We start from the raw sequence: 15,310 nt of genomic DNA, 5'->3' as shown, positions 1-15,310 counted from the left end.
GAATGACGACGAACCCACTCACGGAGACGGTGACGACGGCAGGGCGGAGCAGTGAAGGGAGCGTCGACCGGGGAACGGTTCTCCGAGCACTTGGCGTCGCGAGCGTTTCGGTCGCGAGCGTCTGCCTCAGCGGGGACGAGGACGATGCCGAGGGCAACGGTAATGGGGTCGAGGGGACGAGCGACGAGTCGGCAGACGACGACAAAACGGGGGGATCGAGCGACGCGAGCACCGACGGCGGGAGCGAGGAGGGCGTCGGAACCGCCGAGATCGCGTTCCTCGGGGAGACGTACGGTTACGACGACGCCTCGTGTGAGGGGAACAGCACCGTTCCGCCGGAAAACGAGATGATCCGGCACCGCGACGTGAACAACGGGCTCGAGTTCTGGGTCGAGCGGGACGACCCGGCGGCGTCCGACGTCGTCGAGGTTTACCTCGGTTTTCCGGAGGGCGGCGCGGACGAAACGATCGGCGAGATCGAGGCCGACACCGCCCAGACGACCGTCGACGAGGTCGAGTTCGAACTGAGACGCGGGACGTCGGGCAGCCTCCACCTCGAGCCCTTCACCACATGTACGACGACGTGGCACACGATCCCGACGGCGGGGAGGCTACCTGGGAGATAGCATGCTAACGCGAGATACACCGACGGCGCGGAACCGAACGACGACCTCGGCGAGGGCGGCCTCGTCGTCACCGCCGAACCGACGGAGGGGGTAGCAATGGCACTGCACTTCCTGAAGGCAACGACCATCTTCTTTAGGACGCTTCCATTCGTCGCGCTACGGATGGCCATCGGGATCCTGTTCGGCCTCGTCACGGTCGTCTACTTCGGGATCGTCGGCTGGCTGGTGCTGACGCTGCTCGACGCAGGGACCGTCTCCGGACCAATCGGCGGGATCGGGTTGCTCGTCGCGACCCTGCTGTTCCTGGCCGCGATTCGGTTTGCCCGCCGGTACGTCCTCTACATGGTCGCCGCGGGCCATATTGCCGTCATCGCACAGATCGTCGACACGGGCGAGACGCCGCGAAACCAACTCGCGTTCGGTACCGGACAGGTGCGATCATACTTCTCGGAGGCCAACGCCCTGTTCGTCGTCGATCAGCTGGTGAAGGCGGCGCTCCGGCAGTTCAACAACCGAGCCGTCTCACTGTCAAACCTCGTGAGCGTTGTCCCGACGCTGAAGAACGTCCTCACCGTCCTCCGGAGGGCAATCGGACTCGCGGCGTCGTACATTGACGAGGCGATCATCGCGTACGTCTTCATTGCCGAGGAGAAGAACAACTGGCGGGCCGCCCGCGACGGAGTCGTCCTCTACGCGAAGACCTGGAAGTCGATCCTCGGCTCGACGCTGGCGATCGTTCTCGGAATGTACGCGGTCGCGTTCGGATTGTTGCTGGCGCTGACCCCGCTGGCCGCCGTCTTCGGGAGCCTCTCGCCGACGTTCGAGATCCTCGGCTGGGTCGCCGTCGCCGGGGTCGGCCTGACCGTCTACCTCGGCGTGCTCAGACCCTGGGTCGAGACCGTCGTGATCACGACGTTCCTGATCGAATCGCGCGAACTGACGACGGACGGCGACACGGTCGCGCTCCTCGAGCGGCGCTCGCGGAAGTTCCGGGAGCTGACGGCGAGGGCGGACGCCGAGGAGACCGCGGGGTATCCCACCGGGGATGTCGACGACGACGAGCGTCCCGCCGAAAAGCCGACGTGAACTGGTCTCCGCACCAGCAGTCGCCGTCTCGGGGGCCGACCCGCGGAACCGTTTCGACGCGGATCGTCGACGAAGGTTCGCGCGGGGGGATCCGACGGAAAGCATATGTGGTGGTACTGTCGTTCGTACTACATGGTTCGTTACACCGACGATCGATGCACAGACTGTGGCGGACGACGGATCGCACGGACCGACGACTCCGTCTGGTGTCCGAACTGTGCGCTCTTTCGGCCCGACGGCTAGCCACGGCGGGTCCTCGCTTGAGCGAAGCCCGGATCGGCGTCGTCCTCAGAGGCCACCGGATCGCGGCACTCGGCTCTCGCTCAGCAGACGGGTGAGCGTTTGCTTGACGCGCTCCGGGTCCGGGACGCCGTGAAACGTGACGTCCTCGGTCGACGTGCCGGCGGTGTAGATCATGACGTCGCCGTACGAGAACAGCCGCTGGAGGACGGACTGATTGTACGCGGTGTTCTGGATCCTGTCGAGACGAATCTGTGTGACGTCGCGGGAGACCAGGCCGCGCTTGACGTAGATCTCCTCGTCGGTGATGACGTACAGGAGTCGAATCCAGTTGAGGTACGTCAAGCAGACCCGTCCCGCACCGACCAGAACTAACGCGAGCGGAAGGTACACGAGCCAGGACGGAACATTCGTGCCGGAGAGCCAGACGGTGAGCACGATCCCGACGAGCGCGACGCCGACGCCGGCCGCGACCGAGACCGCGATGGTGAGCCAGGACGGCCGACCCGCCCAGCGGACACGCTCGCCCTCCGTGAGGTGGAGCCAGTCGGCACTAGCGAGTTCGTCATACGACGACCGTGCGTTCGTCATCGGCGTCCCCCCTCGGCGCGCCCGTCTGCGCGTTCCGTGGCGGGTTCGAATCCGGATACCACCGGAACGTCCTCGGCTCCGGAACGAACGCGCCCGAGCGGATCGTCCTCGAGTCGGAAGTCTCGAGTTACGGTGAACATCGTCGGTTCCACGCTGCGTCGTTGGGGCCGCATCACCCTCAGTGTTAGTGTTCGTTCGGCGGTCGACGGTGTGTTGAACGCGACGCGATCTGCCGTCTCGAGGGGGTTGTCAGGAAGTCGGCGCCTCGCTGCGCTCGGGTTCAGCTTTAGCGGATAGCACGGAGCCCCCTTCCTCAACGAGCGAAGCGAGTAGGGTGGGGAGGAGCGCGTGGCGTGGCAGCTTTAGTTCGCGGAGCGGTTCGGACGGTCCGTGGATGAAGTGGGAGCCGCGGGGGCCGCAGGGCCTCCTCGCGCTAGTCTTCCTCCCAGTAGTACAGTTCCTCCTTCGGACTCTCGCAGGCTGGACAGGCGTCCGGGAGGCTGTCGGAGAACCGCCCCATCTCACCACAATCCATGCACCGCCACATGTTGTGGCCGCGGTTGTCCGCCTCCCGCGGTTCACCGATCGGAACCTCCGTCTCGTCCTTGTTTCTGAGTTCGCTCTTGTCGAGGGAATTTCGGTTGGGACTCATTCCGATCACAAGTACGTTCCGTGGCGTGTTAAGGCATGCCATTAGTAGAGCGGATCCGGACGGTCCGGCGTCAGTGACCGTTGCGACGCATCGTCCAGAGGTCGTCGAAGTCGATCACCTCGAGGTCGTCGCCCTTGCTATCGATATGCTCGAGCAGGCGTTCGTACTCCTTCCGGTCGAGCGTGTTGTCCTGGTCGAAAGCGTGGAAGTTCAGGATCGAACACTGGCGGTGTTCGGCGGCGAGGTCGACACACCGCATCGAGATATCGAGGTCGTGACCGATCGTACGCGGCAGAACGAGGGGATCGAACCCGTGGACGACGGTGGGGTTGACGTTACCCGACTGGTTGAACCCGCCCGCGTAGTAGTCCGAGACGACGTCCAAGGACGTCCGATCGAAGCTGTTGTGCGGGTAGACGATGTAGTGGCCGCCCTCGAGTTCGTTCTGGACGGCCCAGTTTTTGTCCCGTCGAAGGCGCTCCTTGAGCGACTTCTCGTCCGCCTGCGCGAGCCGGGTGTGGGTGCCGTGTGCGACGATCTGGTCGCCGGCCTCCTGGCGCTCTCGGAGCTGCTGGACGTTCATGGTTCCCTCGCGCTGTCCGCGCATCCACTGTCTGACGACGGCCTGGACCGCGTTGACGCCGTACTCGTCGTGCAGCAGGCTCACGGTGTCGTAGAACTCCTTCGAACCATCGTCCCATCTGAGGACGACGTACCCCTTCTCCGGTTTCTCGTGGCGGCGCAGGTTGTCAACCCACACCTCCGTGTCGCCGGTGTTGTGGACGATGAACTGGATCTTGTCGACAGCGTCGCGCTCGAGCGGCGTCATGCTCTCGTCGAAGACGCCCGGGTTCGTTTGGAACCAGTCGATATCCGGCGTGCGGTAGGTAACGCTCCAGAGCTGGTGGTGTGCGTACCCGCCGTAGAGGTCGACGAGCCGGATGTCGATTGCCACGTTGTCCGGCGTAGACGTGCGCACGGCCAACGAAAAGTCGTGGTCGGTCAGATCCGTCGTCTCGATCGACCGTTCGACCATGACGTTCTCGCCGTCCTCGGCGGTGAGTTTGAGGCTCTGGGGCCCGTCGAACGCGGTGTCGTCGTCCGGCTCCGCAGTTCCCCGGACCGTCTCCCAGACGTCGAGGTCCTCGAAGTCGTCGAACGAGTCGCCCGGCTGGCCGAACTCTTCGCGGCTGTCGTACTCCGTTTCGACCGCCAGCGGCGGCGAGTCGTAGCCGTTCGTCTCGTCCGAGTCACCGTTCCCGGTCGGCGTATCGTCCGACGGGTCGGATCCGTTGTCATTCGACGTTTCCGATCGGAGCCGATTGGTACAGTCCGCCAGTCCCGCCATCGTCGCCGATCCGGACAGTGTAAGGAACCGTCGCCGGGTGTTAGGTTTCTTCTACATAGTTGATTTATGATTAGTGAACTGAGTATATTATTACAGGAATAGAATACTATCATTTCACGAGATTCCGAGGCAAGAAGCGCGACGGCCGGTCGAATCGGGATATTCGGAGAGCGTCGGTGGCGCTCTCGAGCCGACCGTTGCCGGCGAACGTTCGACAGTCGGTCTCGTCCACTCGTTCGGCTCGAAGGCGAGGTCCTCGCGGCGTGCTCCGCCCGCGGCGGGGAGGCCGCGACGTTGTCCCCCGCTCGAGGCGCCGGTTCTCGGTCGGTTCCCGACGCCTCAACGGGTCGACGAACTCTCGCACTCGGAGGAGCGCCGGCGACGTTCGTCCCGTTATCGGCGAGTGGCGCCGTCGCGATCGGATTCGAGACCGGCAGGCAGCGAAATCGCGTCCGCGGGGGCGAAGTTTCTCGGCGGACGCGTTCCGCTCGAGCGGGGCGAAAAAGAGCGAAGCGGATCGACCCGGCTCAGTCGTGAATACCCATCGCGCTGATCTGTTCCTGGTACCGGTTCCGGATCGTAACTTCGGTCACCTGCGCGACGTCGGCGACCTCCCGCTGGGTCTTCTTCTCATTACACAGCAGCGCGCTCGCGTAGATCGCGGCCGCGGCGTACCCGGTCGGCGACTTCCCCGAGAGCATCCCCTGCTCGGCGGTGGTGGTGATGATCTCGTTGGCCTTCAACTGAACCTCCTCCGGGAGGTCGAGCTCGGAGCAGAACCGCGGGACGTACTTCTTGGGATCGACGGGCTCCATCTCGAGGGAGAGCTCCTGGGAGATGTAGCGGTACGTGCGGCCGATCTCCATCCGATCGACCCGCGAGACCGCCGCGACCTCGTCGAGCGAGCGGGGAATGCCCTCCATACGACAGGCCGCGTACAGCGTGCTCGTGGCGACGCCCTCGATCGATCGACCGCGGATGAGGTCCTCGTCGAGCGCGCGCCGGTAGAGCACGCTGGCGACCTCGCGCACCGAACGGGGGACGCCCAGCGCCGAGGCCATGCGGTCGGTCTCCGAGAGGGCGAACTGCAGGTTGCGCTCGCCGGCGTCTTTGGTGCGGATGCGCTCCTGCCACTTCCGGAGCCGGCTCATCTGCGTTCGCTTCTCGGAGGACAGCGAGCGCCCGTAGGCGTCCTTGTTCTTCCAGTCGATCGTCGTCGTCAGCCCCTTGTCGTGCATCGTTTGGGTCGTCGGCGCCCCGACGCGGGACTTGCTGTCCCGCTCCGACTGGTTGAACGCCCGCCACTCCGGTCCGCGATCGATTCCCTCCTCCTCGAGGACGAGTCCGCAGTCCTCGCAGCTGACCTCGCTGCCGTCCGAACTTCGAACGAGCGCCGTCGACTCGCACTCGGGACACGCCCGAACGCCCTCCTGTGCAGCCTCGTTGTTCGTCGTCTGCTCGTCGCGCTGTTTCTGGCGGGTCGGGCGTTTCATCGGTCGAGTTGAGAGAGTCGCCCGAGAAGGTTAAACGCTGGGAGTGTCTGCTCGAGGGATCACCTGCTTCTGTCCGCTCCGAACGCGACGCTCCCGCAGGACTACAGAGCGGTCGGGCGCTCGGGTCACAGCCTCTCGGCGTCGGGCCCGAACTCGTTCGCGAGCAGTTCGGGGACGTCGTCGGGCCGGACGTCCGAGAACCACTCGTTTCGGGGCTGGATCGTCAGCGCGGACCCGTCCTCGCTGCACAGGCCGAGACACGTCGTCGTGCTGACGCCAACCGGCGACCAGAACGCGTTTCGCTCCCGAAGCCAGTCCCGAACCGCGTCGGCGACTGCCGCTCCGCCCGCGTCAGCACAGCAGGCGTAGTCGGAATCGCGAGCGTTGGTGCAGACGAACACGTGGGCGTCGAGGCGCGTCCGCTGTTCGCTCGTCCGCCGTTTCATGCGTTCGAGGCGGACGCCCTATCGCGCGCGGTCGTCGCGTTTCTCCCGCCGCGTCGGTGGAGCCAGCCGAAGCAGCCGGCGACGAGAAGCCACAGAGCGGCCTGACTCAATACCACCACCCCCCGGAACGCGGCGACCAGTTCGCCGGCGAGCGCGTCGTTGGCGGTCACCGTCGGCGCTGCGAGCGACGCCGCGACGCCGAGGATCACGATCGGCGCGGCGGCCGCAACCGCGGCGACGAGCCGACCGCGAGCAGCGACGCTCCGGTACACGAGGATCGCCGCGGCGCTGACGAGCGCGCCGACGACCATCAGCGCCGCGTAGGCGATCAGTCGAGGGCCGGTAGCGAGCGCCTGTTGGGCACCCGGGGTAGCCGGCGGCAACAGGAGCCATGGCGCGACCGACACGGAGAGGAATCCCGCCCCGGCGAGGACGTACGCTCTGGCCGTCCCCGTCCCGGGAAGCGACGGCTCGAGGAAGTAGTACGTGAGTCCGAAGAGCCCGCCGAGGAGAATCCCCCAGAGGACCCCACTACCGATGCTCACGATCGTCGTCGTCGTTTCGGCGACGGCGGAAGCGTGCTCGTGGCCGTGATCGTGATGCGCCGCAGCTTCCATGTACGCGACCAGCGGGTTGCCCACCAGCCCCATGTACGCGCCGTAGGCGAGGCCAGCGATCGTGCCGGCGGCGACGCCGCGCTCGAGATAGCGTGCGATCATCGTCTCAGTGGCAGGTGATGCCGGCCGCGTGCCGGAAGTTGTGCATCGAGTCGTGTGCGAGCGGTTCCTGCAGGAACAGCAGCGCGAACCCGAGCGCCGCCGTCAGCGCGACTACCGCGAGGATCTGCGGGGGAGACAGCTCGAGCCGGGCACGGTTGATTCGATCGCGGACGGTTTCGTTGGACGTAGTCATACAACTTCATCTGCACTAACAAAAGTGTAGTTGTAAAATCTATCGGTCCCGAGTCGCGGTATCACTCGACGGACTCCGGATCGCTGCCCGAGCGAACCAGTTCCGCCGAGAGCGACGACAACGGGACGCGTTCGCCGCCGGTTTCGTCGGCAACCAGAGTCGAGAGTCCGGCTCGAGAGCCGTCGTCGGCGTCGACGACGAGTAGTTCCGCCCCGGTTCGGGCGAGCCGACGGGCCGCGTCCCGCGTCTCGTCCGTCGGACTTCCTCCGGCCGCGTTCGCCCGTCCGTCGGTGACGAGGACGACGACCGTCGTCTCGGTGTCCGAGCGCTCGACGACCCGCCGGGCGGTCTCGAGACCCGCGGGAAGCGGCGTTCGGTCCCCGGAGGGAAGCTCCTTGAGATGACGCGCGGCGAGGGAGACGCTGTCGGTCGGCGGGAGCAACACGTCGGCGTCCTCGCCAGCGAACGCTACGAACGCGACCTCGTCACGTTGCTGGTAGCTGTCGCGCAGCAGTTCGAGGACGACGCCCTTCGCGGTCCGCATCGCGGGCCGCATCGAGGCGCTCGCGTCGACGGCGAAGACGATCGTCGTCGTCGCGTCGCCGACTCGCACGGACCGCCGGAGGTCCTCCGAATCGACGTTCGAGGCGCCGCGCGCCGCGGCGGCCCGGACCGACGCCGCCGCATCGACGGGATCGTCGCCCGACGCGGATTCCGTTCTGACGCGGGCGCCTCGATTGTCGGCGTCCGGCGCGGTGCTCGCGCGGGCTCCGCCCATCCGCGCGGGATCGTCGGCGCCGGCTTCCGACGGTTCGAGCGTCGGCGCGCTCGCGTCGCCGATCTCGGCCCGACGCTGGCCCGGAACGAGCGGTCGGGCGGTGTCGTCACCGCTCTCGTTCGATCCCGAGGACTCGTCCGGTTTCGGACCGTCCTCGTCACCTCCGTCGGGGTCGCCGTCATCGTCGGCGTCCGCATGCTCCGCCCCGGTCGGAGTCGAGTTCCCGTCACGGCTCGGTTCCTGTTCGCGCTCGGCGTTCCCGGGTTCGGACTCGGCGCCCGGACGGTCCGCGCCGTCGGCGCTCTCGGTGGGCTCGTCGCGGTCGCGACCGCCGTCGGCGTCGTCCCCGTGGTTCGATTCTCGATCGCCCTCGTCTGCCTCCCCGTTGCTCTCGCGGTCGTCCGCACTGTCGTCGCCCTCGTCGTCCGGTTCCGTCCCGTCCGACAGCTCCTCACCGAACCGATCCTCGAGAAGGTCCTCGAGCTCCGGTTCGTCCTCGAACGGGGTGCTCCGGAGGCGGTGTGGCAGTGCGTAGGTGACTGCCTCGCGGACGTCCGACTCGATCACGGTCGTTCGGCCCTCGAGCGCGGCCAGCGTCCTCGCGGTCCTGGCCGTCGCGATGTCGCCGCGGTGGCCGTCGACGCCGGCCTCGAGGCAGAGTTCGGCGATCTCGGCTTTGAATTCGGCGGGGAGCTCGACGCGGGGCAGGCGGTCGCGCGCCCCGGCGACCGTCTCGCCGAGTCGCTCGACGGCGGCATCCGCCTCGGCCGGACCCGGGTCGGCGTCGTGTTCGATCGCCCGATCGATGATCTCGACCCGATCCGCGATGTCCCGGCAGCCCTCGACGGTCGCCCGGAGGGCGAACCGGTCTCGAAGCTGCGGACGCAGGTCTCCCTCCTCGGGGTTCATCGTCCCGATCAGCGTGAACGACGCGGGATGGGAGACGCTGACTCCGTCGCGCTCGACGGTGTTGATCCCGCTCGCCGCCGCGTCGAGAACGACGTCGACGAGGTGATCGTCGAGCAGATTGACCTCGTCGACGTAGAGGATCCCCCGGTGCGCGCGGGCCAACAGCCCGGGATCGAACTCGGCCTCGCCGGCCAGCGCGTCCTCGACCGAGAGCGTCCCGACGATCCGGTCGCGGGTCGCCCCGAGCGGGAGCGTGACCAGCGGCACGGGCCGCGTCTCGACGGGGAGTTCGTTCGGATCGCGCTCTCGACAGTCCGCACACTGCAGACTCGGCTCGTCGGGCGCGCAGCCGTACCGGCAGTCCGCGACGGCGCGCTGTTCGGGGAGGAGATCGGCGAGTCCCCGGACGGCGGTTGACTTCGCCGTGCCCTTCTCGCCGACGATCAACGCCCCGTCGAGCGCGCCGTTCGCGGCGACCGCCAGTAGCACGCGCTTGAGCTCCGATTGGCCGACGATCGCCGGAAACGGGGTCGACGACAGTTTTTTGCCCCCGGCGTTTGCAAACATAGTTGCGTTAATACAATAGAGGTTTAAAAATTCGATGACACGCATCGGGATCTACACCGCGACGGAGAACGAACTCGGATCGATCGGACGCGCGGCCGGGCGCCTCGAAAACGTCGAACTGGTCGTTCGCTCGGAGAGCGACCTGGACGACGAGGCCGCGATCGAGGCGTTCGTTGAGGAACTGCGCGGCGCCGACGCGGCGATCTTCTGGCTGCACGGCGCCGAGGACAGCATGCCGGGCTACGAGTATGCGACGGGCGCGCTCGAGGAGGCGAGCGTCCCGCTGATCGTGAAGGCGACCGGCGACGCCTTCGCCCTCGAGGACACGACGGTCGCCGCCGAACACCGCGATCGGGTCTGTGAGTACCTCGAGCGGGGCGGAACGATCAACGTCGAGAACTGCTGTCGGTTCCTCGCGAGCGAGTACGGCGACCGCGACCTCGCCTCCGAGGACCCGGCCAAACTCCCGACGGAGGGAGTGTACCACCCCGACTATCCGGGCGTCGGCTACGAGGAACTGCTCGAGACTCACGACCCGGGGAAGCCGACCGTCGCGGTCTGGTTCTACGAATCGCACTGGACCCACGAGAACACCCGCTACGTCGACGCCCAGGTCCGGGCGCTCGAAGACCAGAGGGCGAACGTACTGCCGATCTTCTGCAACCCCGCCACGGATACGGACGAACAGGAGGACGCAGAATGGGTGACGGATGAATGGCTCATCGACGATGGTGGCGAACCGGTCGTTGACGCCGTGCTCTCCTCCTTTATGTTCTCGCTGTCGATGGACGAGCGCGGTCGCAGCGCCGACGACGAGGGCCAGAGCGCTGAGGACGTCTTTCTCGATCGACTCGGCGTTCCGGTGCTCCAGACGATTACTACGATGCGGTCCCGGTCGCGCTACGAATCCAGCGACACGGGCGTGATGGGCTTCGAACTCGCGCTCTCGGTCGCCTTGCCGGAGTTCGACGGCAACGTCATTACGCATCCCATATCGGGGAAAGAACGGACCGACGACGAGGTCGGGATCGGGTCGGCGCCGAAACACCACTTCCCGATCGCGGATCGGATCGACCACGCGACGCGGCTGGCGGTCAACTGGGCCGAACTCCGGCACACCCCTAACAAAGATAAGCGGGTCGCGGTCGTCCTGCACAACTACCCGCCGAGTGACGACGGGATCGGCACCGCGTTCGGACTGGACTCGCCGGAGTCGACGGTGAACCTGCTCGAGGAGCTCGACGACAGGGGCTACGACTTAGGCGCCGAGCTGCCCGAGGACGGACAGACGTTGGTCGAGCGACTCACCTCGCAGCTGACCCTCGAGGACCGCTGGGTCGCCCCCGAGGACGTCCGCGACCTCTCGGTCGACGTGGTCTCGACCGATACCTACCGAGAGTGGTTCGCCGACGCCGACGAGCGGTTTCGGGAGCACGTCCTCGAGGAGTGGGGCGAGGTTCCCGATCGTCCATTCGCGATTCCGGGCGTCGAGTTCGGCAACATCCTCGTCACCGTCCAGCCCCCGCGCGGGTTCGGGATGGACCCCTCGAAGGTCTACCACGACTCCGACCTGCAGCCGCCCCACGACTACTACGCGTTCTACGGCTGGCTGCGCAACGAGTTCGGCGCCGACGGGGTGGTCCACCTCGGGACCCACGGCAGCCTCGAGTGGCTCCCCGGCAAGACCGTCGGGCTGAACGGAGCCAGCGCACCCGACCAGCTGATCGACGACCTGCCGAACGTCTACCCCTACATCGTCAACAACCCCGGCGAGGGGACCCAGGCCAAGCGCCGTTCCTACGCCGCGATCGTCGACTACCTCACGCCGGTCATGCGGGCCGCCGGAACGTACGACGAGTTGGCCGAGCTCGAGGAGCTCGCGAACCGGTACCGCGAGGCCGGGATGGAGGACGCTCGCGCCGACAGCGGCGAGCACCTCGAGGACCTCATACGTGAAAAAGTCGAGGAACTCGATCTCGCCGTCGAACTCGGTATCTCGGGGACAATCGACGAGAAAGCGGACGTTCGTGGCCCCGACGAAGCCGGGTCGACGCTCGCCGAGGGCGACGTGGAAGGCGATGCCATCGAGATCGACGAACTCGTCGAACGAATTCACGAGTACCTCACCGACGTCAAGTCGACCCAGATCCGGCTGGGACTGCACACGATGTCCGAGCCGCCCGCGGACGACCGCCTCGTGGAGTACCTCGTCGCACTTACTCGCCTCAAGAACCCCGGCGCGCCGAGCCTCCGCGAGAGCGTCGCGGGCGTCCTCGGAGTGGACTACGAGGCGATGCTGAACGCACCCGGCGAGTACGACGACGAGCTGGGCACAACCTACGCCGAGGCCGCCGACAAGGTGCGGGAGACGAGCCTCGAGCTGGTGGAGACGCTCGCCGAACACGGGTTCGACATCCCGGAGTCGGAGTGGGAGGCGCGCGCGATTCGGAACGAATCACGAGGCGAAGGCGGTGAAACCGCCGGAGCGCCCGACAACGAACTTAATATGAACCTGCTCGTCGTCGACCTCGAGACGATCGGCGACGCCCGGGCGAGGTCGGGCGCCCACGACGATCTCCGGGAGGTGCTGGCCTACATCTGCGAGGAGGCCCAGCCCCGCGTGCAGGCGTCTGAGGACGAGGTGCCTCGCACTGTCGACGCTCTCTCGGGCGAGTACGTTCCGCCGGGGGGATCGGGTGCGCCGACTCGCGGCGGCGTCGACCTGCTGCCGACGGCGCGGAACTTCTACACGCTCGATCCCCGGAAGGTGCCCGCAAAACCGGCCTGGCAGGTCGGCCGCGAGGTGGCGGAGGGAGTGCTCGAGCGTCACCACGCCGAGGACGACGAGTACCCCGAAGAAATCGGCGTCGTCGCCTGGGGGACCCCCACCGTCCGCACTCGTGGCGAAACCATCGCTCAGGTGCTCGCGATGATGGGCGTCGAACCCAACTGGACCGACGCGGGTCGGATCGACGACGTCGAGCCGATCCCCCTCGAGGAGCTCGAGCGACCCCGGATCGACGTGACGACGCGCGTTTCAGGGCTCTTTCGGGACGCGTTCCCCGCCGCAGCGGGCGTCATTCATGACGCCGTGGATGCGGTCGTCGACCTCGACGAATCCCACGAGATGAACTACGTCAAAAAGCACGTCGAGGAGGAGGCCGCAGAGCTCGAGCAGGAAGCAGGGCTCGACGAGTCCGAGGCCCGCGAGGCCGCCACACACCGCGTCTTCACCACGAAACCCGGTGGTTACGGCGCCGGGACGAACAAGGTCGTCGATGAGGGCAACTGGGACGACCGCTCGGACCTCGCCGACGTCTACGTCCAGTGGGGCGGCTACGCCATGGGGTCGCGAGGACGCGTCTCTGACGCCCACGACGCCTTCGAGCGTCGCCTCTCGAGCGTGGACGCCACCGTGAAAATCGAGGACACGATGGAGCAAGACGAGTTCGACTCCTCGGACTGGTACGCCTTCCACGGCGGGTTCATCTCGGCCGTCAACGAGATCGCGGGCGAAGAGCCGGCCTCCTACGTCGGCGACTCCTCGGATCCGGACAACGTCGACGTCTACACGAACGAGGAGAAGGTCCGCAAGGCGATGCGCTCGCGGGTGCTCAACCCCGACTGGCTCGAGTCGATGGAGGAACACGGCTACAAGGGCGCGGGCGACCTCTCGACGACGGTCGACGTGACGCTCGGCTGGGACGCCACGACGGGCGTCGTGAGCGACACGCTCTGGAACGAGGTCGCCGAGAAGTTCGCCTTCGACGAGGATCGCCAGGAGTGGATGCGCGAGGTCAACCCATGGGCGCTCGAGTCCATCACCGATACACTGCTCGAGGCGATCGATCGCGACCTCTGGGACGCCGACGAGGAGACGACGGACCGACTTCGAGACCTGAACCTCACGGTTGAGGGCGATCTCGAGGCGCGGACGACCAACGAGGCCGTCGGCGCGGAGGTGGCGAACGATGACTGACGGGACGCAGTCGACCGGCGCGAAGGAGGACTCCGACTTCGATGAGGAGTACGCCGATCTGGGCGCCACCACGCAGAACGCGATGGAGATCGCCGAGACGAGTATGGACATCGTTCGGGGGTTCGTCCCCGACGAGACGCTCGCCGATCGGGTCCGCCAGAAGTCGGTCCACTCGATGGGCGACATCGAGTTCCAGCACCTGCTCGAGTTCACCGGGAGCGACGAACTCGACGACGACGAAGACGCCCCCGTCCGGGCGGGCGCCCGCGCGGTGCTCGAGGAGACGACGATCGTCACGGACATCACGATGGCGAAAGCCGGGATCACGGGCCGGGGCCACGACTGTGAGACGCGCAAGGCGATCGGCAACGGTGCTGAACTCGCGAAGGAAACAGGGATGACCCGAACCGCGGCGTCGGTGCTCGAACTCGACAAGCGGGGCGTCTACGAGGAGGCGATCGCGGTCGTCGGCAACGCGCCGACGGCGGCGTTCGCGCTCGCGGACTGCATCGAGGACGGCACCCGTCCAGCGACGATCGTCGCGACGCCCGTCGGCTTCGTGAAGGCCGAGGAGAGCCGCCAGCGCGTTCGCGAGGTCAGCGAGGAGTACGGCGTCCCGGCGATCACGAACGTCGGTCGCCGCGGCGGCAGCGGCCTGGCGGCGGCGCTAACGAACGAACTGATCCACGTCGCCAAAGACGTTCGAACGGACGAGCTCGAGCTGGATCTCCCGGCCGAGACGCGAGCCGCCCGAGCGAGCGACGGCGCGACCGAGAACGACGAGGACCGATGAGCGACGGGTACGACCTCGAGGCGGGGCCCGATCCGGCGACGTTCGCGGCCGTGAGCCCGGAACCCGACATCGACGAGACGACCGACGATCCCGTCTACGTCGTCGGCGTCGGTCCGGGAAACCGGGAGTACCTCACGCCTCGCGGGGAGCGCGCGATCCGGGAGGCCGACGTCGTCGTCGGCTTCGCGACCGTCGTCGAGTTCGTCGAGGAGCTGACCGACGCCGAGCTGCTGACCTGCGGCTACCGGGACGAAGCCGAGGCGCTCGAGGCGTTCGGCGAGCGGGTCGCCGCCGGCGAGAGCGGCGCGGCGGTCGCGATGGGCGATCCGAACCACTCGGGGTACCAGTTCGTCGGGAAAGTGCAAGATACGGTGGAGCGTGAGGCGCCTGAGACTCCAGTTCGGGTCGTCCCCGGCATCTCCTCGCTGCAGGTAGCTGCGAGTCGGGCTCGAACGCCGATGGAGGACGCCGAGTTCGTCACGCTCCACAAGAGCGGCGACCTCGAGGCCGACGTCGACCGACTCACGAGGGCCGTCGTCGAGGACGACCGCCATCTGCTCGCGCTCCCACGGCCGTACGATCGGATGCCCGGCGACCTCGCCGAGCTGTTGCTCGAGCGCGGCGCCGATCCCGAACTTGAGGCGCTGGTCTGTGAGAAGCTGACCCACGAGGACGAGCGGATCCACCGGTTTACGCTGGCCGGACTGTCCGAACACGCGGACGGTAACGGACGGGAGGACACCCCCTTCTCGGATCTGGTGGTGCTCGCGGTGCGACAGCCGGTGTAGTCTTCGCCAGCATCGGCTCCCGATTTCGGCGGCCGTCCTCGCGTTGCACCCCTCAGTTATCACTCGGACGCAACGAAGCTTTCGCTACTGAAACTCAGAATG

13 protein-coding genes are annotated in these 15,310 nt (G+C 66.9%); 5 read left to right on the top strand and 8 right to left on the bottom strand.

Annotated elements, in window-relative coordinates; translation table 11 throughout:
- The first annotated feature begins 2 nt into the window (after positions 1-2).
- Both GWG54_RS05395 and GWG54_RS05390 read left to right on the top strand, forming a co-directional pair.
- Positions 3-626 (top strand): hypothetical protein, encoded by a 624-nt coding sequence (locus GWG54_RS05395; RefSeq protein WP_245242750.1) that lies wholly within the window; start codon positions 3-5, stop codon positions 624-626.
- A 96-nt stretch (positions 627-722) separates the two neighbouring features.
- The gene (locus GWG54_RS05390) at positions 723-1,712 is read left to right on the top strand and encodes a hypothetical protein (RefSeq protein WP_167936802.1); all 990 of its coding nucleotides are present in this window, start codon (positions 723-725) and stop codon (positions 1,710-1,712) included.
- A gap of 288 nt (positions 1,713-2,000) precedes the next feature.
- Here the strand turns inward: GWG54_RS05390 and GWG54_RS05385 are convergent, their stop codons facing one another.
- The 8 genes from GWG54_RS05385 to GWG54_RS05350 all read right to left on the bottom strand — a co-directional run bounded on the left by GWG54_RS05385 (position 2,001) and on the right by GWG54_RS05350 (position 9,648).
- Entirely contained in the window at positions 2,001-2,543 is a 543-nt protein-coding gene (locus GWG54_RS05385) for a PH domain-containing protein (RefSeq protein WP_167936801.1), read from the bottom strand.
- Positions 2,544-2,976: 433 nt separating this feature from the next.
- The gene (locus tag GWG54_RS05380) at positions 2,977-3,195 is read right to left on the bottom strand and encodes a hypothetical protein (RefSeq protein WP_167936800.1); all 219 of its coding nucleotides are present in this window, start codon (positions 3,193-3,195) and stop codon (positions 2,977-2,979) included.
- Between the two features lie 70 nt (positions 3,196-3,265).
- The gene (locus GWG54_RS05375) at positions 3,266-4,543 is read right to left on the bottom strand and encodes a polysaccharide deacetylase family protein (RefSeq protein ID WP_167936799.1); all 1,278 of its coding nucleotides are present in this window, start codon (positions 4,541-4,543) and stop codon (positions 3,266-3,268) included.
- A 527-nt stretch (positions 4,544-5,070) separates the two neighbouring features.
- Complete coding sequence (locus GWG54_RS05370; RefSeq protein WP_167936798.1) at positions 5,071-6,036, bottom strand: transcription initiation factor IIB family protein; 966 nt, start codon at positions 6,034-6,036, stop codon at positions 5,071-5,073.
- A 125-nt stretch (positions 6,037-6,161) separates the two neighbouring features.
- Positions 6,162-6,482 (bottom strand): (2Fe-2S) ferredoxin domain-containing protein, encoded by a 321-nt coding sequence (locus GWG54_RS05365; RefSeq protein ID WP_167936797.1) that lies wholly within the window; start codon positions 6,480-6,482, stop codon positions 6,162-6,164.
- The gene (locus GWG54_RS05360) at positions 6,479-7,201 is read right to left on the bottom strand and encodes a CbtA family protein (RefSeq protein WP_167936796.1); all 723 of its coding nucleotides are present in this window, start codon (positions 7,199-7,201) and stop codon (positions 6,479-6,481) included. Before GWG54_RS05360 ends, GWG54_RS05365 begins: the two co-directional genes overlap by 4 nt.
- A 4-nt stretch (positions 7,202-7,205) precedes the next feature.
- Entirely contained in the window at positions 7,206-7,394 is a 189-nt protein-coding gene (locus tag GWG54_RS05355; protein ID WP_167936795.1) for a CbtB domain-containing protein, read from the bottom strand.
- 61 nt (positions 7,395-7,455) lie between these two features.
- On the bottom strand, positions 7,456-9,648 hold the full coding sequence (locus tag GWG54_RS05350) for a VWA domain-containing protein (protein WP_167936794.1): 2,193 nt from the start codon (positions 9,646-9,648) through the stop codon (positions 7,456-7,458).
- Between the two features lie 34 nt (positions 9,649-9,682).
- On the opposite strand from GWG54_RS05350, the gene cobN reads away from it, so the two are divergent.
- Genes cobN through GWG54_RS05335 form a run of 3 tightly spaced genes read left to right on the top strand, consistent with a single transcriptional unit; the run spans position 9,683 to position 15,208 of the window.
- Positions 9,683-13,627, top strand: coding sequence for a cobaltochelatase subunit CobN (cobN, locus tag GWG54_RS05345; RefSeq protein ID WP_167936793.1), 3,945 nt, complete (start codon positions 9,683-9,685; stop codon positions 13,625-13,627).
- On the top strand, positions 13,620-14,420 hold the full coding sequence (locus GWG54_RS05340) for a precorrin-8X methylmutase (RefSeq protein ID WP_167936792.1): 801 nt from the start codon (positions 13,620-13,622) through the stop codon (positions 14,418-14,420). The genes cobN and GWG54_RS05340 overlap by 8 nt, the downstream gene beginning before the upstream one ends.
- Positions 14,417-15,208, top strand: coding sequence for a cobalt-precorrin-7 (C(5))-methyltransferase (locus GWG54_RS05335; RefSeq protein ID WP_167936791.1), 792 nt, complete (start codon positions 14,417-14,419; stop codon positions 15,206-15,208). Before GWG54_RS05340 ends, GWG54_RS05335 begins: the two co-directional genes overlap by 4 nt.
- Positions 15,209-15,310 lie beyond the last annotated feature (102 nt).

This window comes from Natronococcus sp. JC468 (assembly GCF_012163165.1).
Lineage (GTDB): Archaea > Halobacteriota > Halobacteria > Halobacteriales > Natrialbaceae > Natronococcus > Natronococcus jeotgali.
The sequence above is the reverse complement of the archived record's forward strand: the minus strand, read 5'-3'. Positions and strand labels throughout refer to the sequence as shown.

Bases quoted from the DNA above. Each gene is read 5' to 3' on its own strand.
- GWG54_RS05395 (WP_245242750.1), top strand. From the start codon at position 3: ATGACGACGAACCCACTCACGGAGACGGTGACGACGGCAGGGCGGAGC.
- GWG54_RS05390 (WP_167936802.1), top strand. From the start codon at position 723: ATGGCACTGCACTTCCTGAAGGCAACGACCATCTTCTTTAGGACGCTT.
- GWG54_RS05385 (WP_167936801.1), bottom strand. From the start codon at position 2,543: ATGACGAACGCACGGTCGTCGTATGACGAACTCGCTAGTGCCGACTGG.
- GWG54_RS05380 (WP_167936800.1), bottom strand. From the start codon at position 3,195: ATGAGTCCCAACCGAAATTCCCTCGACAAGAGCGAACTCAGAAACAAG.
- GWG54_RS05375 (WP_167936799.1), bottom strand. From the start codon at position 4,543: ATGGCGGGACTGGCGGACTGTACCAATCGGCTCCGATCGGAAACGTCG.
- GWG54_RS05370 (WP_167936798.1), bottom strand. From the start codon at position 6,036: ATGAAACGCCCGACCCGCCAGAAACAGCGCGACGAGCAGACGACGAAC.
- GWG54_RS05365 (WP_167936797.1), bottom strand. From the start codon at position 6,482: ATGAAACGGCGGACGAGCGAACAGCGGACGCGCCTCGACGCCCACGTG.
- GWG54_RS05360 (WP_167936796.1), bottom strand. From the start codon at position 7,201: ATGATCGCACGCTATCTCGAGCGCGGCGTCGCCGCCGGCACGATCGCT.
- GWG54_RS05355 (WP_167936795.1), bottom strand. From the start codon at position 7,394: ATGACTACGTCCAACGAAACCGTCCGCGATCGAATCAACCGTGCCCGG.
- GWG54_RS05350 (WP_167936794.1), bottom strand. From the start codon at position 9,648: ATGTTTGCAAACGCCGGGGGCAAAAAACTGTCGTCGACCCCGTTTCCG.
- cobN (WP_167936793.1), top strand. From the start codon at position 9,683: ATGACACGCATCGGGATCTACACCGCGACGGAGAACGAACTCGGATCG.
- GWG54_RS05340 (WP_167936792.1), top strand. From the start codon at position 13,620: ATGACTGACGGGACGCAGTCGACCGGCGCGAAGGAGGACTCCGACTTC.
- GWG54_RS05335 (WP_167936791.1), top strand. From the start codon at position 14,417: ATGAGCGACGGGTACGACCTCGAGGCGGGGCCCGATCCGGCGACGTTC.